The organism is Tanticharoenia sakaeratensis NBRC 103193 (assembly GCF_000963885.1).
Lineage (GTDB): Bacteria > Pseudomonadota > Alphaproteobacteria > Acetobacterales > Acetobacteraceae > Tanticharoenia > Tanticharoenia sakaeratensis.
In genome coordinates this window covers 43,610-68,592 of sequence record NZ_BALE01000031.1, presented here as the reverse complement: position 1 = coordinate 68,592, position 24,983 = coordinate 43,610, and the positions used below count along the sequence as shown (strand labels likewise).

Below are 24,983 nucleotides of genomic sequence, written 5' to 3'. Positions count from 1 at the left end.
CATCGAAGCGGACCGTGATCCCTGGTGGAACAGGTGGGCTCGTCCGCCTGCTTTTAGCGCGTCCCGCCGGGCGTTGAACGCGCGCTGACGCCATCCAGAAGGTGATAGATCGCGGCCGAAAGCGCCATGCTGAGTGCGGCACACGCCCAGACGGTGTCTTCATCCAGTTCACCCCGGGCCTCGTTCATCAGGTTGCCGAGCCCTGTCCCGGTTACCAGCCATTCCGCGACCATGACGCCCAGAAGGGCCTGTGGCATGGCGAGTTTCATCGCTGTGAACACCGATGCGCGCGCGCCAGGCAGGCGCACGAGCCAGAATGCGCGGGCGGCCGAGCCGCCATAGGCTTCCACCAGATCGAGGGCCGGCCGGGGCGCGTGACGCAATCCGTGCGAGATCATGACATAGGCTGGAAAGAATGTGACCAGAACGGCGATCGTGACGGCACTGGCCTGACCTCGTCCCGCAATCCCGATGATCAGCGGCACGAGAGCGATGACAGGCATGTTCTGGGCCAGGAGTGCCGCGGGAAAGACGATGCGCGCCACGACAGGCGTCATGGCTTCGACGGCTGCGAGCAGGCACGCGACACCGGTCCCGCCGATAAGCCCCAAACCCACGAGCGGAAGTGTCTGCTCGAGCGCATGCGCGATCGCGGCCCGGCGGTCGCCCGCATCCGGATCGAAAAACAGCGCGCGGGCGATATGAAGCGGGCCGGGCGCCACGATCGGGTTGAGGCGAAGCGCGTGAAGGCCCCCGATCCAGAGAATGAGCGGCAGGCCTATGGATATGAGACGCGCAATACGGGGCGTCCATCCGGGAGCGCGTTCGAACACCTCTTCATCGATGGCCATCGTGACCGGTCGCTCACTGTGGGCCAGCGTCCTGCCGAAAGAAGCGAAAACCGCATGTCCGGCAAGGGAGAAGAACGACAGGACAAGGCCGATACCCCACAAACGCGCGCTGTCGGCCTGTCCGAGGGCCGTCAGCAGAAAAGCCCCCATGCCGTCATCCGTGCCGGCGCCGAATTCGCCCAGGACCGCACCTGTCATGGCCACGGGAAAAGCCATCGCAAGTCCCGACAGGGCGACCGTCAGGCAGGCGCGCATCCGCACATGCGCGAAGACGGCCAGAGGGCTCCCGCCATAGGAAGCGATGACGTCAGCCCATCTCGGGTCGATGCCCCGCAATCCCTGCAATGTCGCGGCCATGCAAGGAAAATAGGATAGCAGGGCGGCCAGCAGGATCTGCGGCGTATTGCCGCTGAAGCAAAGCGCCAGCAGCGGGCTCAGGACGATGGCCGGCATCGTCAGGATCACGATGTTCGTCTCGCGCGCGACGTCCTCCGCACGCGGTGCCAGGCAGAACAGGGCAGCGGCGGCAAACCCCGTGAACGCGCCGATCGCAAATCCCGGAAGGGCCCGATGCAGGGTTGCTGCTGCGTGAATCCTGTAGAGTGGCCAGTCGGTGATGAGCTGTCGCAGGACGGCCAGTGGCGCGGGAACAAGCGAATGGCCCGACTGCCCGATGATCTGACACAGGCCCACAAGCAGGAAAATCGCAATCAGGGCAAGAAACTGTCGGGAGCGACCCTGCGCGATCACGGGCCGGGTGCCTGCATCGCATGCATCAGATGTTCACAGAACGCGGTGAAATCGGGGTGTCCGAAAAGCGCCGGATCGCGCGGGCGCGGGAAGGGGACATCGACGATCCGGGCGATGCGGCCCGGGCGCGCATGCATGACGACGATCCTGTCGGCCAGGAAGGCGGCTTCGTCGATGCCGTGCGTCATCAGGACGGTCGTGATGCGTTGCGATGACCAGATCCGCTGCAGTTCGATATTGAGCATCCGCCGCGTGATCTGATCGAGTGCGCCGAAAGGCTCATCCAGCAGGAGAACGGACGGGTCGGTGACAAGGGCGCGGGCGAGGGCTGCCCGCTGGCGCATGCCGCCGGAAAGCTGTCCCGGCAGCGCATCCTCGTATCCGTCCAGGCCGACACGTTTCAACAGGGTGCGAATGGCCTGGTCGGCGGGTCGCACGCGGCGCCCGAGAACCTGAAGCGGCAGGGCCAGATTGCGCGCCACGCTGCGCCAGGGCAGGAGGGCCGGATCCTGAAATGCGATCCCCAGCGCGCCCGTGCGCCGGAATGTCCGAGGTGACTGGCCGCGCAATCGAATAGTGCCGACATCGGGCTGATCGAGCCCGGTCATCAGGCGCAGCAGCGTCGATTTTCCACATCCCGACGGGCCCAGAAACGCTACGAATTCATGGCGTGCGACCGAGAGGTCGATGTCGCGCAGTGCGTCGGTCGTCCGGCTCCGTCCGCGATAGGACCGGCCGACGCCCGTGATGTCGATGTCCGGCGGGACCACGGCCGTCATCGTTCAGCCGGCGAGCAGGGAGGGATCGAACAGCGCCGACGTGGCTGGAAGCCCCAGAAGACGCAGGGTCGCGATATTCTGGGCGACATCCTCGGGCGCGAGGGCAAAATAGCCGTGGCGTCCGCTCATGAGTGGCTGCTGCGCGCGATTTTGCGCAACGAGCGCCGCGAGCGACAGTCCGCTGCGGCGAAACCATGTCTGCGCGTACCGCTTGGGGTAGACTGTCGGGTCCTGAAAGTTGCGCGTCCATGTCGTGCGCGACACGGAGAGAAGGGCTTCGATCTCATGGCGGCGTGCGGCCAGCGTGTCGCCGGTCGTCACGAGCACGTTCGAGTAGAGCGGCAGGCCCGCATCCGAAATCATGAAATAATGCGCGGGCTTTCCGCCCGTGTTTTCAATGACCCACGGCAGCGACGTCATGTAGTCGACGATCGCGTCGATCTCGCCGTTGATGAGCGGCGTCGGATCGAACGTGTAGGGGACGATCCGCACCGCGTCGGCGGCAATGCCGGCGTGCCTGAGCAGGGCGCGGAACGTCAGCAGGCTGAGCGGCGGACAGGCGACGGTCCGACCTTTCAGATCGGCGGGCCCGTTGATGCGGGACTGGGCCAGCGAGATGACCGCATCGGGGTTCTTCTGGTACTGCGCGCCCACGATCCGGAAATCGGCACCCTTGCGATAGACGGCCTGGGCGGCATTGATCATCGACAGCATGGCGATGTCGGATCGGCCGCCGAGCAGCGATCCTTCCGGAATGAGCTCCGGACCGCCCGGCAGATACGCAAGGTCGACCCCTACGCGCGCGTAGTCGCCCTCGTCGATCCCGATGAAGTAGCCGATCGATTCCGGATCGTTGGTCCAGATCCCCTGCAGGCGCAGCGGCGATGTGGCGGCCCGTGCGCGCGGCGTGCGGATGGCCATGCCTGCCGCGGCGGTGCCGAGTAGGGTCCGTCGTGTCAGGCGGCGCGCTGGCGCAGGCATCGGCACCGGAGACTTTCGGAAAGATGGGATCATCGGACGGTTCGCTCTGGAGGGGGGGGCAAGGCGGCAGGACATTGAACAACAGGTGATCAACGGGGCGGTTGGCGCCGCGGCCCACTGGTCCGGGCGGTTTACACCGCAACACCCGGGTGCGACGACCCGTGATCGAAGTGCGTCCGTGACATGATCTGTCTGCCACGAGGTTCGGGATGACAGCGTGTCTGTGCCGGCTATTGCGCCGAAAGCAGGAAGACTGCTGTTCTGTCGTCGCAGGTTCTGCCTCGCGCCTGGGTTCCCAAGGCGATTTCCATCAGGTTTTTTCTGGTCTAGGGTTTCACCATGACTGACAGGCAATGGCTCGAAGAACGTGATGCGGTCGATCCCGCCGACGAGGATGCGGATGCGATCGAACGGTTCAACGGCATCGGCGACCCCGATCGATCCGAGGTGCGCGGGCTGATCCGGAGCTTCGTCACCGGGCTGGTACTGCCGTTGTGCCTGGTGGGCGCGCTGCTGATCGTGGCCATGTGGATGCTGATCGCGAAGTTCAATCTGCTCGCCATGTAAAGGCATGCTGGCGCGATTGTGTTCGCGCCGGGTCATCACGAATGTTGCAAAGTGCGGCATGATCGGCCGCGATTTTTGCAGCGGAGAATGACGACCCATGACCAAGCGTAACTTCAACGCCATCCTCACAGGCTCGTTTTCGACCCCGTCCGGCGGCAATCCGACTGTCGCGATGATGGAAGCGGCCTATCAGGAGGCCGGGATGAATGCGCGCTTCATCAACTGCGACGTCAAGCCGGACGGGCTGGCGGACGCAGTGCGCGGGGCCCGGGCCATGGGCTGGATCGGGTTCAACTGCTCGCTGCCGCACAAGGTCGCCGTGATCGAACTGCTCGACGAACTGGCGGATTCGGCCGCGATCATCGGGGCCGTGAACTGCGTGCAGATCAAGGATGGCCGTTTCATCGGCAACAACACCGACGGCAAGGGCTTCCTCGCCTCGCTGCGCACGGTGACCGATCCGAAGGGCAAGCGCGCCGTCCTGTTCGGCGCGGGCGGCGCGGCCCGGGCGATCGCGGTTGAACTGGCGCTGGCCGGGGCCGAGCACGTCACGATCGTCAATCGCAACCACGGCAAGGCGAACGCCATCGCCCGTCTGGTCACCGAGAACAGCGATGCCAGCGCGTCCGCGATCCGCTGGGAAGGGGACGCTGCCGTGCCGGAAGGCGCTGACATTGCGATCAACGCGACCTCGGTCGGGTTGGGCGATGCGGAGGCCATGCCCGCGATCGATCCCGCTTCGTTGCACGACGGGCTCGTCGTGGCGGATGTCATTCCCAATCCGCCGCAGACGCGCCTGCTGAGGATGGCCCGTGAGCGCGGATGCACCACGCTCGACGGCCTCGGAATGCTGGTCAATCAGGGGATCGTCGGTGCGCAGATCCTGTTCGGCCGGACACTCGACGAAAAGGTCATGCACAAGACACTGGCCGATATCTTCGGCGTCTGAGGCGCCAAGGATAGTCTGGCCTGTCCGCGTTACGCATGACAGGCCGGAACGATCTGCGTCGATACCCGGGAATAGGGGGGGGCATCATCACGGACACGGGATGTCGAAGATGAAGTACGACAAGCGCGGAATGAGATTTCGCCAGTAGAAATCGGCCGGCTGCAAATCGGGCACTGCATGCTTGGTGTTTCATTGCGGCCATTTTAAGGTCGTGACAAGATTTGTTATTCCTGGCGCATGAGAAGTCCTTATGAACATGGCTCATGGTTGTGAGTGCGAGGCTGTGGACACGAATCTGGCTGACAGGACGTGTTGCGTGTTTGGTCGGTCTGTCGTTCGCACAGGGCACGCGCGCCGAGACGCTCCACGATGCCATCCAGGCGGCCTGGGCGCTCGATCCGAACAGCCGGTCCGCCGAAATCGACATGCAGGCGGCCCATCGCACCGCAAACGCGCTTGATTCCTGGTTTCCGGCCGGTCCGACCCTGTCGGGCGAATATTTCGACGATCATTTCATCGGAAGCCATGTCGGCTACACGACGTATCAGGGCGGCATCAGTGTGCCGCTGTGGTTGCCCGGGCAGGGGAGCGCCTCGGTCCGCAATGCGCTCGCGGACGAAGCCGTGGCCCGTGCGCGGGTCAAGGTAGAGCGGTTGGCGACAGCCGTGCGCGTGCTCGATCTGGCCAGCACGGCGACGGCCCTGACGCGGGAAATCGACAATCTCAATGCCGTGCGCGGGATGCTGTCGAAGGTCATGACCGACACGCGGCGCGCCCTGCGCGCGGGCGAGATCGCCTCCGCCGATCAGGACGCCGTGGTCGCCGAGACGGAGGATCTGGACAGCCGTCGCGCCGAGCGGCAGCAGCGGCTCGAGACGGCCTGTGCGGAACTCGAGACCCTGACCGGGCATGACGCGATCCCCGATCTGATGGCGCTCGACGGCCATGTCCTGTCATCGGCGGGGCTCGTGCTCGATCCTGCGCGCGATCCGCGCATCGTCATGGCGGATGCGATCTCGCGCGGCGCCGGCGCGTCCTACGAACTCGCGCGGCGTTCCTATATGCCCGATCCCAATGTCGGGGTGCAGGTGTCGCGCCAGGAACAGTATGGAAGCCCGTGGGATACCCAGATCGGGGTCGTCCTGAACGTGCCGTTGCCGAGTGCCGCCCGCAATACGCCCATGCTGATGAAGGAAGTGCGGGCCATGGGCGCTGCCGAGCGCGATGCGACACTGGCGCGCCGCAAGGTAACGGTCGAATACCGGCAGACCCGGTCCCAGCTTGCGGCAGCGCTCGACATCCTGCGCCATTCCCGCGCGACGGAGGCGGCGCTGGATGACCGCGCAGCCCATCTCAAACAGGCATGGCGCGTCGGTGAGACGCCAATCATCGAGTATCTACGCGCCCGCCGGGCCGCCCTCGATGCGCGGCAGCGGGCTTCCCAGGCGGACGTCATCTGGCATGCCTCGATGGTCCGCATGATGCTGATGGCAGGACAGACCCCATGACATCGATACTGCGCATGGGGCGTTCCTCGCTCTGCGAAGCGCCACTGTGCGGGCCACTGCTCATGATTTGCCTCGCGATGGGCGGTCTTGGGCCGGCTTGTGCGCAGGAGCGCTGGCCGGCCGGCATGATCGCGATCTCTGACGCTGCCCTGGCGACCGAGGGCATCGAGACGGCACAAGCGCGAACCGGCGCCTTACCGGGCCATATCGATGCGTCGGCCTATGTGGCACTGGACGAGCGGCGGACGACGCGTATTCGCCCCGTGGGGCTGGGACGCGTGGTTGCGGTTCTGGTCAGCCCGGGCGAGACGGTCCGACGCGGCCAGACGCTGTTCACCTACGACGATTTCAGCCTCAGCGACGAGACGCAGCAGCTTGCTTCCGCACAAGCGGCGTTGCAGCAGGCGCAGGCGATGGAGCGCGACGCGGCGCTGGCCGATCAGCGCGGGCGCGAACTGACCGGCGGTGCGGTTTCGGCGGGCGAGGCCGCGCGACGCCATGCGCGCCTGCAGGATGCGCGCGGCCTCGTCGCGCAACGCCTGGCCGTGGTGCGCAACGAGCGCGAGCGCATGGCGCGCTTCTCATCCCCGACCGAGCTGGCGCGTGGGATCCGGTCTTCGGTCGTCTCCCCGATCGACGGCATCGTGCGGCATGTCTCGATCGCGGCGGGCGAGGAGGTCACGGGCGGGACGCTGGTGCCGGTTGAAGTGGACGATCTGACGAAAGTCTGGGTGATCTCGCAGGTCGACGAGGCGGATGTGGGCGATCTTGCGACCGGCAACCGGCAGCTTACGTGGATCCGTCCCGATCGGCCGCCGAGCGAATCCCGGATCGACATCATTGAAGGCAGCGTCGATCCAGCGACCCGGCATGTGCTGGTGCGTAGCCTGCTGTCCAACGCTGGTCACCGCCTGCGGCCGGACATGCTGGTGCGGACGCGGCTGTTCGAAGGGCAGCCGGTTTCGGGCGTGCTGGTGCCGTCGGCCGCTGTCCAGACCATCGCCGATGCGCCCTGCGTGTTCGTGCGCGTGGCGCCGGAGCGCTATCAGGCCCGGCACGTGGCTATCGGTCCGGCACTGGATGGCCAGACCGTCGTGACGTCCGGGGTCTCGGCGGGAGAGACGGTCGTGACGCGAGGCAGCTTCATGCTCAAGTCGCAGGCCATGCTCAATCCGGAGCCGGATAAGCCTGCAAGCGCACCGCACGACACGGCCCGGGCCGGCTGAGCGTGGCGTTCATGTCCAGACTGCTTGCGGCACGAGGCATCATCCTCGGCGCGGTCGTGCTGCTGATGATCGCGGGCATCGCTGATTTGCGTAGTCTTGCGGTCGAGCCCGTTCCCGATATTTCTCCCCGTCAGGTGCTGGTCTCGATCCAGGCGCCGGGGCTGCCGACGCAGGAGGTCGAACGGCTCGTCACCACCCCGATCGAAAACGTCATGTCCGCTGTGGTAGGCGTGGCCAGCATGCGGTCCGTGTCCCGGACGGGTGTTGCCGTCATCTATCTCCAGTTTGCCGACGGGACCGACATCTATCGCGATCGGGAAATGGTGGCGCAGCGCCTCGACCAGGCGCGCGATGCCGTCTCGATCCATGGGCTGTCCATAGGCATGGGCCCGATGGCGACCGGCATGGGCGAGATCATGCAGTTTCAGGTGATGGGCGGCGGCCTGACCCCGGCCGCGCTGAACCGGATCATGACGTGGAACGTCGCGCCGAAGCTGCGCCTGATTCCCGGCGTCGTGGACATCAACGTCAATGGTGGCGCCACGCAGACGTTTGCGGTGGAACTCGATCCCGCCGCCCTGCGCCGGTACCGTGTCTCGGTCTCCGATGTGTTCCAGGCCATCGATCAGGACAACGAGGCGGCGGGCGGCGCATGGATCGAGCACAATGACGAGCAGCACGTCATCGTCGGCCGGTCGCTGATCGACAATCTGACCGAGTTGGGCGACGTCCAGGTCCGCAGCGGTCCGAACGGCGATGTGGTTCATGTGCGCGATGTGGGCCGCGTGCGGGAAGGGCAGCTGCCGCGTCTCGGCGCCGTGACGCGCGACGGACGCGGGGAAATCGTCAGCGCCGTCGTGCTGCTGCAGGAGGGCGCGAACGCCCGGGCGACGCTTGCCCGGATCAAGGCGCGATTGCCTGTCATCCAGAACGCGTTGCCGCCCGGCGTGCGCCTTGAACCGTATTTCAGCCGCGCCACGCTAACGAACGTCACCGTCATGACGGTGCGCGACAACCTGATCCTCGGCGCGGCCCTCGTGTTCACGGTCCTGCTGGTCGTGATCGGGGACTGGCGTGCGTCGCTCGTGATCATATCGGTGATTCCGTTCTCGCTGGTCTGCGCCATGGTCGGCATGAACCATCTGGGCATCTCGGCCAATCTGCTGAGTCTCGGCGCCATCGATTTCGGCATGATCGTCGACAGCGCGCTGGTGATCGTCGAAAGCGTCATCAGCAGCCCGGTGCGGCCCGGCGAAACCCTTCGGGAGCGGATCGCAGGCACTGTCGGCATGGTGGCGCAGCCCGTTACCTTCGCCATTCTCATCATCATTCTGGTCTATCTGCCGATCCTGACCCTGGAAGGCATCGAAGGGCGCATGTTCCGGCCGATGGCCGAGACGGTCATCCTGGCCCTGATCTCGTCGCTGATCTTCGCGCTGGTGGGCATTCCGGCGCTTTCCACCCTGCTCCTGCGCAAGTCGCACGCGACGCCGCCGCATCACGCGGGCGGGGCCGCCGGCGCCAGCCCTCAGGCCGATCCGCACGATACGCGCCTGATCGCGTTCCTGCGTCGCGGCTTCGCACCGGCCTCCCGGTACTGCATCGCCCATGTCGGTCGGATCAGCATCATCGCGATCGCGATCTTTGCCGTCTCGGTGGTCATGGCCACGCGGCTGGGCGGCGAGTTCATTCCCCAGCTTCAGGAGGGCGACCTGATCGTCACCTCCACCCGTCTGCCGGGGATCTCGCTCGATGCCTCGCTGCGGGCCGTCACGGCGATCGAGCGGACCCTGCGCGCCTTTCCCGACATCCGCACGATCGTCAGCAACACCGGCACGTCGTCGATCCCGACCGATCCGCAGGGCGGCGAACAGACCGACAGCTACATCCTGCTCAAGCCCCGTTCCCAGTGGAAGACGGCGAGCACGCAGGAAGGGCTGGTCCGTGCGTTCAATGCGGCCTTGCAGGAACACAATCCCGGCTCGCTCTACAACTGGAGCCAGCCGATCCAGATGCGCATGGACGACCTCCAGTCCGGCGTGCGGTCGCAGGTCGCCATTGGAATCTACGGCCCCGACATGGCGACGCTGTCGCGTCTGGCGGCCCGTGTTGCCCGCACGGTCAATGCCGTTCGAGGTGCAGCCGACGTGGCGCCGCAGGATGTCGGCACCATTCCCTATCTCCATATCGACGTGGACCGTACGGCCGCCGGACGTCTCAACGTCGATACGTCCGAGGTGCTGGACGTGGTGGAGGCCGTGGGCGGCCATGTCGGACCGCCCGTTGCGGTCAATGCGGCGCTGATCCCGACCGAGGTCCGTATCGCGCCGGGCGATCGGGACACGCTCGACGATATCCGTCACCTGCCGATCCTGACGCGGGACGATCACACCATCGATCTGGCGCAGGTGGCGCGCATCAAGCTCGAGGACGGGCCGGCCGCGATCCGACGGGATCAGGGCGAGCGCCGGATGATGGTGCAGGCCAATGTGCGCGGCCGCGATCTCGCGTCCTTCGTCGCGGCGGCGCAGACTGCCGTCGCACGGGATGTACCGCTCCCGCCGGGCTACCGCATCGTCTGGAGCGGCCAGTTCCGCAATCTCCAGACGGCCGTGGCACGGCTCGAGATCGTGGTGCCGATCACGCTGACGCTGATCTTCTGCCTGCTGATCGTGGCCCTTGGCGACGCGTGGCTGGCGGCTCTCGTGTTCGTCAATCTGCCGTTCGCGGCGACGGGCGGCATTATCGCGATCTTCATCCGGCAGATGCCGTTCAGCATCTCCGCGGGCATCGGCTTCATTGCCCTGTTCGGTGTCGCGACCCTGAACGGCGTCGTGCTGATTTCATATGTGCGGGAGAAGCGCCGGGCCGGCATCGATGCGGTCACGGCCGCGGTGGATGCGGCCCGCGAGCGTTTCCGGCCTGTCATGGCAACGGCACTTGTGGCCTGCCTCGGCTTCTTCCCCATGGCGTTTTCGACCAGCGAAGGGGCTGAGGTCGAAAAACCGCTGGCAACGGTCGTGATCGGCGGGCTCGTCTCGTCCACCATCCTAACACTGCTTGTTTTGCCCTCGCTCTATATCCGTCTCAGCCATTGGCGCGAGCGCCGCCGCCAGCGGATCTGACGGGGCGCTATGACGGGGCACTCCGGCGGAGCAGATCAGGCCTGGTGCGGGCTTTCCGCACGCCGGGTTGCCGCCAGCTGATAGGCCTCGCGGCAGAGGGCAAGCCATGGCTCGACCTCGATCGTCTCGACCACGCAGGCCGGATGGGCGAAGCGCGGCAGGGTCGCGCGCAGGAGGTTGGGGGCAATCCATGTCGGTCCGGCCGGCGGATGATCGGCATCAGCCTCATGCACGACAAGGCCGAATGCCGGACCATGCCGATGCAGGCAGTCGGAGAACGCTAGGAGTTCGGCCGGCTCCAGCCAGCGTTCGCTCCGGTAGGTCAGGATACGTGCGCCCTCGCTCAGCGATCCCATGAGGCGCCAGGCGAGATAGTGCATCCGACGCATGCTTTCGCGCTTCATGGCGGTCGGCGATTTCAGGTCCTGACGGATCCCGGTCTCGTGCTGGATGCGATAATCGCGCTGCCAGACATAGTAGTAATGCTGGCCGTCGGGCCGGTGTTCGAGCGTGACCTCATGCGCATCGGAGGCGTCGATGTTTTCGAACGCGCGGTCGATCCCGTAGAGGATCCAGCCCAGCGGAACGGCCGAAAACCGGTATAGATCGAGCGGTTCGGTGCCGAGCTGACGCTGGACGATCCCGAGTTCGCAATTGTTGCCGATGCTCTCGAAGCTCCTGATCAGCTTCGCGTCGTCCAGCATTGCGAAATCCGCAAACGCTTCCGGCAGGGCCTGTTGCTTCGCGTCCGTGTCCACGAGATCGGCCGGTGCCAGCCGGAGCGACACCAGCGGAAACCGGTCCGCGGCAGGCGTCATCTCCAGTCGCAGGTCCAGTGTCTGCCGGGCCGGTCCCGGAATGTCGATCGTATAGGCGCGCGGGTCCTGGAGGTGCCATTCGGCCAACGCATTTTCGTCGCCATGCACACTCACCACGCATGGTGCGCTTGCGTTCAGGAAGACCGTCAGGCGCGGCGAGACCGGATGGGGCCAGACCGCGCGCAGGCTCATGCCGTCGTTCTGTGCGTGCGTGATCGCGATATCGGCGCCCGGAGCGGTCACGAGGTTGCGCAGGGCGTCGTGCGAAAGATCAAATGGGATTGTCATGAAACTCACTGGAGGAAAAACGACGTCCGGTGTCAGGCAGCGGGGCTTGCGGGCATCGTGTGAACGGGCAAATCTCCATCCTGACTGACGGGATCGAACATGACGGATACGAACGGGACACGGGCTGTGGAATCTTTCCAGGACAGCCCGGGCATGGCGGGGCTGAAGGCGATCCTGCGCGAAACGTTCGGGGCCCGGGCCGATGGTGTGACGCCCGCTACCACGGCCGCCGACATACCCGGCTGGGATTCGTTACAGATGGTCAATATCATACTGGCCGTGCAGAGCCGGTTCGGCATTGTGCTGCGCAACCGCGACATCGATGCGATCGATTGCGTGGGCGATTTCGCATCCCTGATCGACCGGATGATCGGCTGACACGAAGGCCGAGACGGCGGCCCTGCGGTCGATCTTGTCGGTTTCGCCGCGCGGCAGGCGATCGACGAAGCGAACGACGTCCGGCACGGCATGAGGATCGATCAGCCATCCGACGGCCCCGCGCGTGACATCCGGATCGCCTCGGCCTTCAATCAGGGCAATCAGGCGTCCGTCATGTGCGAAGACGCAGGCGTCCGCATGGCCGCACCGCGCCAGCGCATCGAGGATCTCGCCGATTTCGATGCGGTAGCCCTTGTGCTTGATCTGGAAATCGATGCGTTCCTCGAAATGGATTTCCCCGTTGATCCTGCGGGCCCAGTCGCCGGTGTGATAGCCGCGTCGCGGACCGGCCGGCGTCTCGACGGGGCGGAAGGCGCGGTCGGTTGCCAGCGCGTCATGGGCATAGCCGCGGGCAAGCTGGGGGCCGGTGAGGACGATTTCGCCTTCGTCGACATCGGGACCGCCGTTCAGGATCAGTCCCATGTTCTCAATGGCGCAGCCGATGGGGACGGCTCGGCGGGACAATCGCGGCAGATCGGTGCGGGTCAGCGTCAACGACGTCATGGAGACGGTCGCTTCCGTCGGGCCGTAGGTATTCTGGACCACGGCGTCCGGACATGCGTCGAACAGCGCGCGCACCTGTTCCGTCAGCAGTGGCTCCCCGCAGAAGACGAAACGCCGGACGGAGCGCATGTTCCCGGGCGTCAGCTCGCCCGCCCGCGCCATCAGGCCGACGACACTCGGCACCGAGACCCAGATCGTGATCGTCTCTCGGGCGATCATCCGCGCGGGAAGCAGGCGGTCGCCCATGCCGCCGGGCGGGTGCAGGGACGCGCCGAAACACAGGGCGCAGTAGATCTCGAGCACGCTGAGATCGAACGCGATATTGGCGTATTGCGAAAGCCGGTCGGCGGGTGTCGGTCCCACGCCATGCGCGATCCAGGCGACATAGTGGTTCAGGGCGTCGCGCGGGATTTCGACGCCCTTGGGCACGCCGGTCGAGCCGGAGGTGTGAATGACATAGGCGAGCGGATGCCGCGTGCCGCGCCCTTCGAAAGGTGCGATGTCGGGTAGCGCATCGGGGTCCAGATGGACCGCTCCGGGGGCTGCCGCCTGCAACGCCTTCCAGTCGCGTTCATGCGCGATGATGACATCCGGCGCGAAACGGACGCAGACAGCACGCTGCTTGTCCTGCGGGGCGCGCAAATTGACCGGCGCATACACGCCGCCGGCCAGTCCCGTGCCGATCATGGCTGCATAGGCCGCGGCTCCGGGCGGCAGCACGATCAGGACCTTGGGATTGCCGGGAGCGCGTGTGGCGATCGATGCGGCGAGCTGCCGCGCCAGGCGGTCGAGCGCGCCGTAGGACGTTTCGTCGCCATCGCACGAGACGGCGACGTGATCTGCATGATGCAAAGATGACGCGATGAATCGATCGAGTGCGTCCACATCCGCAGTCATGTGACGTCATCGCCTTGTCAAGAATCGTTAAAGAACCGTTTAATCAGCCTATAATACGCCTCAATTGGCATGACCATCAGAAATCGTTTTGCGCGCATGACGCCACCAGACGTCGCATAGCGCCATCCCAAGCGTCCCGACGCCCATTCCGATGCCCGTTGCACTGAGCCAGTGCGCCGGAAGATAGGCCATCAGGATGCTGGCCGACCCGCCGATACTGAATGCCAGCGTGCCCAGCAGCGCGGATGCCGATCCGGCCTGATGGCCATGATGGGTCAGGGCGAGCACGGTTGCGTTGCTGCCGACAAAGCCGAGCGAGGCGGTCGTCCACATGATCAGGGCGCAGATGGGCCAGGGTGTCTGGGACGTCAGCAGACCGGTGGCACATGTCAGCGCAAGCAGGCCCGTGCCGGTCATCGCCGAGGCGATGCCGCGCTCCATCAGGCGTGCCAGACCGACCTTGCGGGCGAGACGTCCGCTGATCTGGGTGCCGAGGATGTAGCCCGCGGCATTCAGCCCGAAGAAGACCGCAAAGCCGCGCGGCGAAAAGCCGAGCATGCGCTCGAACAGGATCGGAGCGCTTCCGAGATAGGCGAACATGGTGAACGTCGAGAAACTCGACAGGGTCGCGGTGGACATGAACACCGGTTCGCGAAACAGGCCGATGTAGCGCGCGAGGATGGCCACCGGCCGCAGTTCGCGTCGCATCTGCGGCGGCAGCGTGTCCGCCAGGTCGCGCCAGCACCAGGGCAGCATCAGGGCCGCGAAGATCGTGCCGGCCCAGAAGATCAGCCGCCAGTTGCCGAACTGCAGCAGCAGGCCGCCAAGCGACGGGGCCAGGATCGGTCCGACGCCGAAGACGAGGGTGAGCTGCGCCATGATGCGCGCGCCTTCATGACCGGTCGCGGTGTCGCGCACGATGGCGCGCGGCGCCACCGTTGCGGCTGATCCGCCGAGCGCTGCTGCGAATCGCAGGAAGCAGAACAGTTCGAAACTGGTGGTGAGGGCCGCGATCGCGCAGGCGATCCCGTAGACGACGAGGCCGACCAGAAGAGGCGTGCGCCGTCCGAAGCGGTCGCAGATCGGGCCCATGCTGAACTGTCCGATCGCCAGCCCCACGAACCATGTGGTCAGCGTGATCTGGGCTGAACCGGGGCCATGTCCCAGATCATGCTCGAGAGCCGGGAAAGCCGGCAGATACATGTCCGTCGACACGGGACCGATGGCGCTGACCAGGCCGAGGAGCGCGATCCTGCGGCCGGAAAGGGCGATGGCCGCAGGCACAGACTGTTGCGAATATGACACGGAAGCCGGGAATCCGACGAGAGGGCGGGATGCGCCGAGGCGCGCGTCGCGGCGTCTTACGCCTGTTTTGCGCGGCCGTCTGCCGCGCTCTGCGTGCTGTCACATAAATGAAATACCCCTGTCATGAAACCTTCGCACCGGGCGCAAAAAAACTCGCCTAGTGACCCGCCCAACGCAACCCGGCGTCCGGCACCTCCCGGACCGTTGACAGGGCATAGAAACGGCAATGACCTTCAAGGCGCGATCGTTGACCCGCGGCTCCACGCGGCTCATGGCGACCACGGCTCTCATGAGTTTTGCAATCGGCGCGGGCCATGCGCGTGCCGCCAGCACCGACCAGATGGCGGTGATGGAAAAGCAGATCCGCGCGATGCAGGCACAGCTCGTGCAGATGCATCACGAGCATGACGCAGAGGTCAGACAGGCTCGTGCAGTTCTCGCGAAGCAGCGCGAAGACGCAGAGACCAACCCGTATGCCGTTCGCAACGGTTATACGGCACAGGCAAACGGCCCCTCCGGAATGCGTGGCACCCATATCGCACCCTTCGGGCCCACTGCGCCGCTCCTGCCGCCGTCGAACGCAGCGACACCTTATGCTGCGATTACCGGGACGCCTCACTCTGCGACTAATCTCCAGGCGCAATACGGTCCCTTGCATCGTGGCCAGCTTCAGATCGGCGGTGTTCGCGTGACGCTAGGCGGATTCGCCGAGATGGCCGCAATGTATCGTTCTAGAAACGATGTGTCTGATATCTCATCCAATTTCGGGTCAATTCCTTACGGAAACAGTCCGGAATATCATATGAACGAGTTCCACCAGTCCGAACGCCAAAGTCGCTTCTCGATCCTTGCGCAGGGTAACATCACCGATAACCTTCGGACCGAAGCATATGTCGAGACCGACTTTCAGGGGGCGGGCTCGTCTTCGAACTCTCGGCAGTCGAACTCCTACGTTCTGCGTGCACGCCTGTTTTACGGCCAGCTGATCGATCAGGCAGATGATCTGCAGATGCTGTTCGGCCAGAACTGGTCGTTGATCACCATGTTCAACCATGGCATGTCGGCGCGTGACGAGCAGATTCCGCTATCGATCGACGCACAGTATATTCCTGGCTTTAACTGGACGCGGAATTCGCAGCTTCGTATTGTGAAAGGCTTTGACGACCACAAGATCCACGCTGCGATTTCAATCGAGAATCCGCAGGGCGTTGTCGGCGCAGGTTCCGGGGGTGTCTATACGCCGACAGGTGCGACTGCAGTCACGTATCAGGAAGCCGGCGTCAACGTGAACAATCCGGATACAAATTATACGACTGACGTGGCGCCGGACGTCGTTGGTAAGCTGGCATTCGATCCGGGTTGGGGTCACTATGAAATGACCGGAGTGTTACGCTTCGAACACGACCGGGTATCTTATCTTGGGAGTGGTGATAGCCATACAACTGTTGCCGGTGGCGGCGGGGGCGGGCTCATATTGCCTCTTGAGAAAAAGCACAAGATCAATTTTCAGGCGTCCGGCCTGGTTGGTACAGGGATCGGGCGCTACGGCACGTCGAACATCCCTGATTTCACCTTCGACAAGCAGGGCCATACGAAGCCGTTGCCTGCCGCCAACGTTCTCGTTGGCCTCTATGGTAACGTGACGCCGGCCTTGCAGGCTTATGCTTATGGTGGCCTTGAAGAGGTTCGCTCCAGTGAATCATTCAATGTCGGTAGCAAGCACTATGGCTATGGGAATCCGCTTTATAACGTGTCGGGCTGCGATATCGAAGGTGCTTCGAGTTCGCTCTGCCAAACCAGCTTGCATCAGGTCGCGCAGGGAACAGTTGGATTTTGGTGGAACTACTTGAAGGGTGACTACGGCACGTTGCGCGTAGGTGCGCAATATTCCTACACCTATGTCGACTCCTTCTCGGGTGTGGGAGGCACGCCTCACACGAACGATAATATGGTGTTCTTCTCGCTGCGATACATGCCGTTCAACTGATAAAGCGATTTTTCTCTTCTCTCCCGGAGAGACGTGCAGACCGAAAGCAAGTCTGTTGACGTCTCCCGGGCAATGATTGACCGCAGAAAAATCTCCCCTAATTTTGCACACCATACTTACGGAATCGCGTCCGGAGACGATCCTTGGGAATTCCTGCCAGGGAAGCCGAGACCGAGTGCTGGGCATGGAAAGGGAGTCTGATGGGACGCGTTGCCGCTTTCACCTTCGTTCGTAACGAGGCTGATGATATCGGATGGTGGATTTCCCATCATCTTGCGGCTGGTATCAGCACCCTGATCATCTACGACAATTTCTCGTCCGATGGGACATGGGCCATCCTTCAGGCAGCCCAGTTGACCGGGCGTGTCCATCCGCTGCGCGCCGATGCCGGCCTGCCCCAGGCAGAGCGTCGTGATGCGGCGATCCGCGATGCGCTCGCCCGGTATGGTCAGACGGCGGACTGGATCGGGATCCTCGAGATCGACGAGTTCGTGGTGTTCGATGACGAACGTGCGGCATTGGGCAACGTGTTCGACGGGCTTGGCGATGCGGATGCCATGGCCTTTTCCTGGTGCGTGTTCGGCTCGGGCAGCAACGTGCGCCGGCCGCGTGTGTCGCCGCTGCAGGCCTACGACCGTCATGCCAGAGCGGATTTCTTCCTGCATGAACGGGCCAGCCTGTTCTACCGCACGCGTGCGATCGATACCGCGGCCGTCGGGACGCCATTCTGGGGCACGCCATCCGAACGGATCGCCATGTCCTATGGCAGTCCCGCCGTCATTCACGAAGGCTCCCGGATCCAGCCGAACTGGCATGGGGCGCGCGTGCGCAAATACGCCTGCCGCAGCATGGCCCATTTTCTGGACCGCACGCGCGGCCTGCCCCAGGACGGGCTTGCCGACTGGTGGCGTACCCATGATCGCAACGAGGATGCGATCCATGTCCCCGGGAATGCAGGGGCTGCCGCGCCGTTCATGCACCGGTTGTACAGGGAACTCTGGTCGCGCACGATCCTGCGCGCGCAACTCGCCGGCGTGCTGAACGCCGCATCGGGGGACAGCGGCCTTGTGGATCGCGGTGAGGCTGCGGAGGCCTTCACCATTCACAGCAGCGAAAGCGGAGTCATTGTCTACGACGTGGCGCAGCACGCTCTGCGGGCCATTCCCACCGAGACATTCGAGGCCGAGGCGCCGGGCGCCGTCGGATGGGAGAGCGTTTTTGCCTTCCGCTGGCCTGCGATCGCGGACTGGGTCGTGCTCGTCAGGCAGGGGGAGGGCGCGTTCGATCAGGGGCAGATCGGCCTGATGCTCGGTCTCATGCCGCTGCGTGCCGTTCCGGCGGGCGCGGACATGATCGCCCTGCAACTTCCGTTCAACGGACGCTACATGACAGCGATTCCGTTCAACGGGCAGGTCACGTTCGACCGGCAGCAGGTTCAGGGGTGGGAGCAGTTCACGCTGCGGCCGGCCGAGGCAACCGATGTCGTGCGGACCCGCGTCGGCGGTATCGCGGCTCTGGCCCGTCGCGGCCTTTCGGCAGATGGCGTCCGCAGCGGGCTGACCGATATCGCGATCGAACAGGGCGAGGCGCTTGCTGCGGTCTTCGCGATGCTGTCTGGCGCCGATCAGCAGGTGCTGATCGACGCCTTCCCCGGTTGCTTCCCCATCTGGCTGCGCGGTCCGGACGCGTAAGCGATCATTCGGCGGCGACGGTCTCCGTCGTCTCTGCCGTCATTGTGGTCTGGGCGGCCTGACGTTCGATCTCGCGGTAATAGGATTTCAGGCGGGCGGCGAGGCGCTGGTAGACCGGACGGGTGAAGTGGGTCGATGTGACCTGCTCGGCATCGTCTTCGATGAAGGTCTCGATCGGCAGAACGGCGACGTTGTCGAACTCCCGCCAGGCGGCTTCAAGCCAGCCATTGAACGTCCGATGACGCTGCAGGATCGCGGGTTCGAGCTGCCGTTCCGTGGCTGCCAGCAGGACGATCTGCGTCGTGGGCGGGATCGCCGAGAGGATCCGGCGCAGGTTGCCGAGGAACAGCTTCTCGTCGCTCGGTCCGTTATGGATGAGGTTGGCCTTGGCATAACGGAAAGCGGCGATACCGCTGTCCGGGACGCCGCGGCCCCGCAGATCCGGCTCGTAGAACGACAGGACATCGTTGTAGCCGAGATTTGACGGGGTATAGGTGAGAACCGCGTCCCCGCCGTATTGGCGATATGTGCGGTAATACAGATCGCCCCAGAAGCTGAAGACGACCAGGCTGTATGCGCCGCTGGCGTAATCGAGGGACAGATCATCCTGCGTATAGCCGCTCTGTTCGAGGCAGTCGCTGACGCCTTGCGGCAGCGGGGCCGCCGAGCAGGCAACGATGGTCGAGTGATCGCGCCGGATCTCGCCGCCGTGGCGGATCGTATTGGCGAACAGGCGGAAATTGCGCGTCACGGGCTGCACATAATGGGCGACTGCCTCGAGATCGCAGCCACCGCAGAGCAGGATCCCGCCCTCTCCGGCGATCTCGGCCTGTGCGTCGTCCTGGCCTTCCTGATAATAGCTGATCCAGTCGCACGGGTTGCTCTCGTCGAAAATGTCCGAGATCACCTCGCCCTGGACTGTCAGCTCCGGCCGGCCGAGCTGACGATAGATCCAGGTCTCGACCGACATGCCCAGGGTCCGGCAGGAAAAGCAGAAATGCTGCAGAGTGTTGTAGCCCGCGCCTTTTCTCTGAAGGAAGAAGCCGACATAGCCGTAGTCGCCGAAGCGATCCCGCACCCGCACGAGGCCGGTGTGGCAATCATAGCCTTCCGTCATCGCGCGCACTTCGGCCCGGGCGGCCTCCTGGTCATCGGGAAGGCGGATCTTGGTAAAGTTGAGCTGGTTGGTGCGGTTGATCAGTTCGATCACGCGATCGATATGCTTCTCGATGTCGTATTCCAGCTCGACGCGGATCCGGCTGTCGCGCAGGAACGCATGCGTGTCGCCGCCGATGGCTTCCTGCGCCTCGCTCTTGGTCTCCAGCAGCCTGTAATCGGCCAGCCGCTTCATCGACGGGTCGTCCTTGCCGGCGAAGAGCGGATTGTCGAGCATCGTGGGAATGATCGTCTCGTCTGCGACCTGCAGGCCGGGGACGACGAATTTCGCTTCCTCGAGATTCATCGGATTGTCGTCGATGAAGAGGATCGTGGGCGCGCGGAGCTGCACCTGTTCGACAATGTGGGCGATGCGTGCGCCCTTCGGCTCCCAGTTGATGCTGGGGAAGACGAAATACTGCCAGACGCCCATCCGCTCGAGCACCTCGCGTGCGCGGTCGAAATCATTCTTGGAACAGATGGAGCTGATGATGCCCCGTTTGGCCAGTGCTTCCACGATATGGCCGAAATGGCTGTCTTCCTGGACGCCGCCTTCGGTAATCGTGCCTTTCCAGAAGGTCTCGTCGAGGTCCCAGATCACAAGACGTACAGCTTCAGTCATGACGATCCGTCTCTTTCATCGCGCAGGCATCGTATGGGTCCGCAGGCATGAGCCTGTGCCCGACGGGCTGCTGGTCACTCTTTTGCGGAACTCTACGACGCGGCAGGCAATGCTGTCACCCGGTGTGTCCGGGCAGGTCGGATACATGCCCCCCATGATGACAGATGCGCATCCGGCAGGCATAGGGACAGCATCATGATCGTGGTGCCGTATCGCGGTGCCTTGGGAGGATGTCGATGCGCATTGCCATGATCGGCGGCGGCTATGTCGGACTGGTGTCGGGCGCGTGTTTCGCCGAGTTCGGGACGGAGGTCGCGGTCGTCGAAACCGATCCGGCCAAACTTGCGGCGCTGCAGGCCGGCGATATTCCGATCTACGAGCCGGGTCTGGAAGCGATCGTCCGCACCAATACCGCAGCTGGCCGGCTGACCTTCGGCGCCGATCTTGCCGCGGCCGTGCGCGGTGCGCAGGCCGTGTTCATCGCGGTGGGGACGCCGACGCGCCGTGGAGACGGTCATGCCGATCTGACCTACGTCTATGAAGCGGCGCGCCAGATCGCGGGCGTGGCCGAAGACGGGGTCGTCATCGTCACGAAATCCACGGTTCCGGTGGGAACGGGGCGTGAGGTCGCGCGGATCGTGCGCGAATGCCGTCCTGCCCTGCAGTTTTCGATGGCGTCCAATCCCGAGTTCCTGCGCGAAGGCAGCGCGATCGGTGATTTCCTGCGGCCAGACCGGGTCATCATCGGTGTGGAAGCACCGGGCGAACCGCAGAGCCTGGCGGCTGAGCAGGTCATGCGGGCATTGTATCGCCCGCTTTATCTCATCGAGACGCCCATCGTCTTCACCGGGCTCGAAACGGCGGAACTGACCAAATACGCGGCCAATGCGTTCCTCGCCATGAAGGTCACGTTCATCAACGAGATGGCGGATCTGTGTGAGCGCGTCGGCGCCAACGTGCATGACGTGGCGCGCGGCATGGGGCTGGATCAGAGGATCGGCCGACGGTTCCTGCATCCGGGCCCGGGTTATGGTGGTTCGTGCTTTCCGAAGGATACCCGCGCGCTGACGGCGATCGCGGCCGATGCCGGTGCGCCGACGCGGCTGATCGAGACGACGATCGCCATCAACGAGCAACGCAAGCTTGCCATGGCGGAGCGGATCGTGGCGCTTGCCGGGGGCGATGTGGCCGGTCTTCGGATCGGTGTGCTGGGCCTGACGTTCAAGCCTGATACCGATGACATGCGCGAGGCGTCGTCGATCCCGATCATTCGTGCGCTGGCGGCGCAAGGAGCCGAGATCCGGGCCTACGATCCGGAAGGTATGGCCCAGGCGAAGCCGTTGCTGCCGGAGCAGGTGCAGTATTGTGCCGGCGCGCTTGAAGCGGCGGAAGGGTGTGACGTGCTGGTCGTCCTAACCGAATGGAACCAGTTCCGCGCGTTGCCGCCGGATCGACTTGCCGATGCGATGCGGGGTCGTACGGTTGCCGACCTGCGGAACATCTGGGATCCGAATGCAATGCGGGATGCCGGCTTTACCTATTCGTCGATCGGCCGCTCCTAGGATCGAGGCAGGCCGCCACGAGAGGGTGGCGCGACGCGCGACGGGTCATGTGCCTCGCGCTCTTCGGGCGTAAGGAACAAGGCTTCCGGCGTGCGTGCTGAGCGGGTTTTGAGACAGCGCGGGTCTGTCCTGATCCAACTTGGCCGATCACGCGTTCGACGCGATGCTTCAGCGGGGCCAAAGTTGGAATCGCGAGGTCGTTCGCGTTCCTGCCCCGGAGAATACGGCATTGCCCGGATCATGGCTCCGCTGGCTAACGCGGTTTTCATCTTTGGCACGACGCTCCATGATCGGCCGAAGCTCGAGCTTGTTCCATGACGCCGTGCTGACAGGCATGGGGAGCGTTCCGCAGCCGTCTGCGTCACATACGATCGTCCGCTTCGTCACTGGCATCGGGTGGCTGTCGTGTCCGGGCGCATGAAGGGGCGAGGGTTCGTCCTGCCCGGCATGGGCTGCTGTTCACCGGTAAGCGGTGTCGCATCCTGATCGTCCGTCGTGCTCGCAGGCGAAACGTGGTCCGATCCCAACGACACGGTTGTCTGACGCCCCTGCGGACCGCACCTGACTGGCGTCGTCCGCGATGAGAGCATCGGTCGACGGGAGCGCACTCACGAGAGGACGTAGTTTAACCTTGCAATTGCTTGCAGCCGCGCTGGCGCGGCGGTTGTCGGAAGGGAGTGCCTAAAGGGCCCTATTGGCGGCTGGTGCAACGATCGGGTCAACGCTTCGCGTCGATAGCCTCGCTGTCCACGGTTGAAGCGGCTATTCCAGCAGCTACCTGCATGTTTTAACCCGATCGGACAGCTGTCCTTCAGACGTTCCCGCGCGGAGTTCCGGGCAGTGGAATGGCGCAGAATGGCAATTCCGGCCACAATACGCATTATTTCTGGCGATGTTTGCCATTACGGCAAGCGATCTGTTTCGGGCCCCGGTGGCCTGAAAGCCCTGTTTCCCTGTGCTGTTATCCATCTGGAGAAAACTGGCACGCGTCATGCATTAAAAGCACTGTGGAGGTGCGCATGTATGGGATGTCAGATCTGAGAGGGTTGTCCGCTGCCCAGTGCCGCACGCGCACGTTTGTCCGCGAGGCCGTGCAGGCGCAGGTGATGGCGGAACTGGTAGTAGGTCAGCCCGAGAATCTCGGCTGCGCGCCGCTGGCTGAACTGGGCGTCCATGAGGGCGTCCTCCAGCATGCGTCGCTCGAAATTCCGAACCCGGTCGGTAAAGGTCTCGCCGTCGCCGGATGGATCCGGGCGCGCGACGGGCGCGGCCGCTGCCTCGGGAACGGATGGCGCGGGCGCGGTCAGGGGACGCATGCTGCGCACGGCGCGGAAGGGGTCGAGAATGATCTCGTCCAGCGGGCGTTCCGTGCGCTCCATCCGGTACACACTGCGTTCGATGACGTTGCGCAGCTCGCGCACATTGCCGGGCCAGTCGTGATTCATCAGCGTCCGCAGGGCGCCCGGCGCGAAGCCTGCGAACAGCTTGCGGTCGAGTTCGGCCGTCATGCGCCGGGCGAAATGTTCGGCGAGGATCGGGATATCGGTCGGACGATCGCGCAGCGGCGGAATGGCGACGACGTCGAACGCGAGGCGATCGAGCAGATCGGCGCGGAACGTCCCCTTGGCCGCCATGGCGGGCAGGTCGGCATTGGTGGCGCCGACGACGCGGACATCGACCTCGATCGTCTCGTTGCCGCCGACGCGCTCGAAGCTTCCGTATTCGATCACGCGCAGGAGCTTCTCCTGCACGGCCAGCGAGGCGGTTGCGATCTCGTCGAGGAAGAGGGTGCCGTGATTGGCGCGCTCGAACCGGGACAGGCGCCGGCGCTGGGCGCCGGTGAAGCTGCCGGCCTCGTGGCCGAAAAGCTCCGAATCGAGCAGGCTTTCGGACAGGGCCGCGCAGTTGAGCTTGATCAGCGGCTTGTCCCATCGGCCCGACAGCAGCGCGAGGCGGGCCGCGATCAGTTCCTTGCCGGTGCCGCGCTCGCCGATCACCAGAACCGATCGGTCGAGCGGTGCCAGCCGCGAGACATGATCGAGCATCGCCAGGAAGGATGGCGCCTGCCCGATCGGGGTGGGGACATCGAAGCTTTCTGCAAGTTCCACCATCTTCAGGCCTGTAACCCCTTCATGCGGCCTGCAAACGATACCGATAGATGCGCCGCGTGACACCAGTTTCGGCGTAACAGACCACTTTTTTGTTCAGAGGACCATGACTATGGGTATCTTTTCCCGCCTGGCGGATATCGTGAACTCCAATCTCAACGCGATCCTGGCGAGCGCCGAGGATCCCGAGAAGATGATCCGCCTCATCATCCAGGAAATGGAGGACACGCTCGTCGAGGTTCGCAGCCAGGCCGTGCGCACCATCGCCGAGCGCAAGCAGCTCGAGCGCCGTGCCCGGACCCTGCTGCAGGAGGAGGACGAGTGGCAGCGCAAGGCGGAACTCGCCCTGTCGCGCGACCGCGAAGATCTCGCCAAGGGCGCGCTTGCGGCCCGGCACGCGGTCGTGCAGTCGCGCGAATCGCTGGAGCGGCAGATCGCGCAGGTGTCCGAGGGGCTGGAAAACCAGAACGACGATATCGCGAAGCTCCAGTCCAAGCTCGCCGATGCGAAGTCGCGCGAGAAGTCGCTTGCCATGCGTCACCGGACCGCGCAGGGGCGCCTGAAGACGCGCGAGACCCTGTATGACGGCCGGATGGAAAACGCGTTTTCCCGCTTCGAGCAGGTCGAGCGCGCGCTGGACGAACTCGAAGGCAAGGCCGAAGTCTACGATCTGGGCCGTCGCAAGGGGCCGAGCCTGCGTGACGAACTAGCCTCGCTCGAGAGTGACGTGGCCGTCGAGGACGAACTGGCGGCCCTGAAGCGGCGTCTGGCGGATCGCCGGTCGGGCGTGCCGGCGACGCGAACCCCTGAGAGCGAGACGCACGGTCTGGACAACGACGAGGCGTAAGCCGACATGTTGATCCGGGTTCGAA

17 protein-coding genes and 1 pseudogene are annotated in these 24,983 nt (G+C 64.5%); 10 read left to right on the top strand and 8 right to left on the bottom strand.

Translation table 11 applies throughout. The features are described 5' to 3' along the window. Positions 1–53: 53 nt before the first annotated feature. The 3 genes from B8446_RS10770 to B8446_RS16260 are packed head-to-tail and all read right to left on the bottom strand — an operon-like array spanning position 54 to position 3,361. Positions 54–1,601 carry an ABC transporter permease gene (locus tag B8446_RS10770; protein WP_048849468.1) on the bottom strand — a complete coding sequence of 516 codons (1,548 nt, stop codon included), beginning with the start codon at positions 1,599–1,601 and terminating at the stop codon, positions 54–56. Beyond that, positions 1,598–2,380, bottom strand: a complete 783-nt coding sequence (locus B8446_RS10765) for an ABC transporter ATP-binding protein (RefSeq protein WP_048849466.1) — start codon at positions 2,378–2,380, stop codon at positions 1,598–1,600. The genes B8446_RS10770 and B8446_RS10765 overlap by 4 nt, the downstream gene beginning before the upstream one ends. A 3-nt stretch (positions 2,381–2,383) precedes the next feature. After that, positions 2,384–3,361 (bottom strand): ABC transporter substrate-binding protein, encoded by a 978-nt coding sequence (locus tag B8446_RS16260; protein ID WP_206742560.1) that lies wholly within the window; start codon positions 3,359–3,361, stop codon positions 2,384–2,386. Between the two features lie 339 nt (positions 3,362–3,700). Here B8446_RS16260 and B8446_RS16255 point away from each other — a divergent pair, with 339 nt between their 5' ends. From B8446_RS16255 to B8446_RS10740, 5 genes are all read left to right on the top strand, one after another. Beyond that, positions 3,701–3,928, top strand: coding sequence for a hypothetical protein (locus tag B8446_RS16255; RefSeq protein WP_048849462.1), 228 nt, complete (start codon positions 3,701–3,703; stop codon positions 3,926–3,928). Between the two features lie 97 nt (positions 3,929–4,025). Further along, positions 4,026–4,877 carry a shikimate dehydrogenase gene (aroE, locus tag B8446_RS10755; protein WP_048849460.1) on the top strand — a complete coding sequence of 284 codons (852 nt, stop codon included), beginning with the start codon at positions 4,026–4,028 and terminating at the stop codon, positions 4,875–4,877. A 320-nt stretch (positions 4,878–5,197) separates the two neighbouring features. Further along, positions 5,198–6,385 carry a TolC family protein gene (locus B8446_RS10750; protein WP_053053823.1) on the top strand — a complete coding sequence of 396 codons (1,188 nt, stop codon included), beginning with the start codon at positions 5,198–5,200 and terminating at the stop codon, positions 6,383–6,385. A 125-nt stretch (positions 6,386–6,510) separates the two neighbouring features. Further along, a complete protein-coding gene (locus tag B8446_RS10745; protein WP_206742559.1) occupies positions 6,511–7,611 on the top strand; it encodes an efflux RND transporter periplasmic adaptor subunit in 1,101 nt (366 codons plus the stop codon). Positions 7,612–7,622: 11 nt separating this feature from the next. Beyond that, positions 7,623–10,736 carry an efflux RND transporter permease subunit gene (locus B8446_RS10740; RefSeq protein ID WP_048849543.1) on the top strand — a complete coding sequence of 1,038 codons (3,114 nt, stop codon included), beginning with the start codon at positions 7,623–7,625 and terminating at the stop codon, positions 10,734–10,736. Positions 10,737–10,771: 35 nt separating this feature from the next. On the opposite strand, the gene B8446_RS10735 is transcribed toward B8446_RS10740, so the two are convergent. Continuing rightward, complete coding sequence (locus B8446_RS10735) at positions 10,772–11,842, bottom strand: hypothetical protein (protein ID WP_048849457.1); 1,071 nt, start codon at positions 11,840–11,842, stop codon at positions 10,772–10,774. Between the two features lie 99 nt (positions 11,843–11,941). Between B8446_RS10735 and B8446_RS16775 the strand changes: the two are divergent. Next, positions 11,942–12,142 (top strand): annotated as a pseudogene (locus B8446_RS16775) (acyl carrier protein); the annotation flags it as partial. Here the strand turns inward: B8446_RS16775 and B8446_RS10725 are convergent. Both B8446_RS10725 and B8446_RS10720 read right to left on the bottom strand, forming a co-directional pair. Next, positions 12,095–13,681 (bottom strand): AMP-binding protein, encoded by a 1,587-nt coding sequence (locus tag B8446_RS10725; protein ID WP_048849454.1) that lies wholly within the window; start codon positions 13,679–13,681, stop codon positions 12,095–12,097. The pseudogene B8446_RS16775 and the gene B8446_RS10725 sit on opposite strands and share 48 nt — an antisense overlap. A gap of 60 nt (positions 13,682–13,741) precedes the next feature. Beyond that, positions 13,742–14,986: a multidrug effflux MFS transporter gene (locus tag B8446_RS10720; protein ID WP_048849452.1), complete on the bottom strand. Its 1,245-nt coding sequence runs from the start codon at positions 14,984–14,986 to the stop codon at positions 13,742–13,744. 226 nt (positions 14,987–15,212) lie between these two features. Here B8446_RS10720 and B8446_RS10715 point away from each other — a divergent pair, with 226 nt between their 5' ends. Together B8446_RS10715 and B8446_RS10710 are read left to right on the top strand one after the other, a co-directional pair. Next, entirely contained in the window at positions 15,213–16,973 is a 1,761-nt protein-coding gene (locus tag B8446_RS10715; RefSeq protein WP_241767744.1) for a hypothetical protein, read from the top strand. Between the two features lie 200 nt (positions 16,974–17,173). Continuing rightward, positions 17,174–18,664: a glycosyltransferase family 2 protein gene (locus B8446_RS10710; RefSeq protein WP_048849450.1), complete on the top strand. Its 1,491-nt coding sequence runs from the start codon at positions 17,174–17,176 to the stop codon at positions 18,662–18,664. Between the two features lie 4 nt (positions 18,665–18,668). Here B8446_RS10710 and B8446_RS10705 read toward each other — a convergent pair whose 3' ends face one another. Continuing rightward, on the bottom strand, positions 18,669–20,441 hold the full coding sequence (locus B8446_RS10705) for an HAD-IIIC family phosphatase (protein WP_048849448.1): 1,773 nt from the start codon (positions 20,439–20,441) through the stop codon (positions 18,669–18,671). A 236-nt stretch (positions 20,442–20,677) separates the two neighbouring features. On the opposite strand from B8446_RS10705, the gene B8446_RS10700 reads away from it, so the two are divergent. After that, on the top strand, positions 20,678–22,003 hold the full coding sequence (locus B8446_RS10700) for a UDP-glucose dehydrogenase family protein (protein WP_199484102.1): 1,326 nt from the start codon (positions 20,678–20,680) through the stop codon (positions 22,001–22,003). A 1,031-nt stretch (positions 22,004–23,034) separates the two neighbouring features. Here the strand turns inward: B8446_RS10700 and pspF are convergent. After that, positions 23,035–24,114 carry a phage shock protein operon transcriptional activator gene (pspF, locus tag B8446_RS10695; RefSeq protein WP_048849446.1) on the bottom strand — a complete coding sequence of 360 codons (1,080 nt, stop codon included), beginning with the start codon at positions 24,112–24,114 and terminating at the stop codon, positions 23,035–23,037. Positions 24,115–24,223: 109 nt separating this feature from the next. Between pspF and pspA the strand changes: the two genes are divergently transcribed. Further along, complete coding sequence (gene pspA / locus B8446_RS10690) at positions 24,224–24,958, top strand: phage shock protein PspA (RefSeq protein WP_048849443.1); 735 nt, start codon at positions 24,224–24,226, stop codon at positions 24,956–24,958. Positions 24,959–24,983: the final 25 nt, after the last annotated feature.

What these genes read in the sequence shown, in the direction of transcription:
- B8446_RS10705 (WP_048849448.1), bottom strand. Translation starts at nt 20,441, where the DNA reads ATGACTGAAGCTGTACGTCTTGTGATCTGGGACCTCGACGAGACCTTC.
- B8446_RS10725 (WP_048849454.1), bottom strand. Translation starts at nt 13,681, where the DNA reads ATGACTGCGGATGTGGACGCACTCGATCGATTCATCGCGTCATCTTTG.
- B8446_RS10700 (WP_199484102.1), top strand. Translation starts at nt 20,678, where the DNA reads ATGCGCATTGCCATGATCGGCGGCGGCTATGTCGGACTGGTGTCGGGC.
- pspF (WP_048849446.1), bottom strand. Translation starts at nt 24,114, where the DNA reads ATGGTGGAACTTGCAGAAAGCTTCGATGTCCCCACCCCGATCGGGCAG.
- B8446_RS16260 (WP_206742560.1), bottom strand. Translation starts at nt 3,361, where the DNA reads ATGCCTGCGCCAGCGCGCCGCCTGACACGACGGACCCTACTCGGCACC.
- B8446_RS10710 (WP_048849450.1), top strand. Translation starts at nt 17,174, where the DNA reads ATGGGACGCGTTGCCGCTTTCACCTTCGTTCGTAACGAGGCTGATGAT.
- B8446_RS10745 (WP_206742559.1), top strand. Translation starts at nt 6,511, where the DNA reads ATGATCGCGATCTCTGACGCTGCCCTGGCGACCGAGGGCATCGAGACG.
- B8446_RS16255 (WP_048849462.1), top strand. Translation starts at nt 3,701, where the DNA reads ATGACTGACAGGCAATGGCTCGAAGAACGTGATGCGGTCGATCCCGCC.
- B8446_RS10715 (WP_241767744.1), top strand. Translation starts at nt 15,213, where the DNA reads ATGACCTTCAAGGCGCGATCGTTGACCCGCGGCTCCACGCGGCTCATG.
- B8446_RS10765 (WP_048849466.1), bottom strand. Translation starts at nt 2,380, where the DNA reads ATGACGGCCGTGGTCCCGCCGGACATCGACATCACGGGCGTCGGCCGG.
- B8446_RS10735 (WP_048849457.1), bottom strand. Translation starts at nt 11,842, where the DNA reads ATGACAATCCCATTTGATCTTTCGCACGACGCCCTGCGCAACCTCGTG.
- pspA (WP_048849443.1), top strand. Translation starts at nt 24,224, where the DNA reads ATGGGTATCTTTTCCCGCCTGGCGGATATCGTGAACTCCAATCTCAAC.
- B8446_RS10740 (WP_048849543.1), top strand. Translation starts at nt 7,623, where the DNA reads ATGTCCAGACTGCTTGCGGCACGAGGCATCATCCTCGGCGCGGTCGTG.
- aroE (WP_048849460.1), top strand. Translation starts at nt 4,026, where the DNA reads ATGACCAAGCGTAACTTCAACGCCATCCTCACAGGCTCGTTTTCGACC.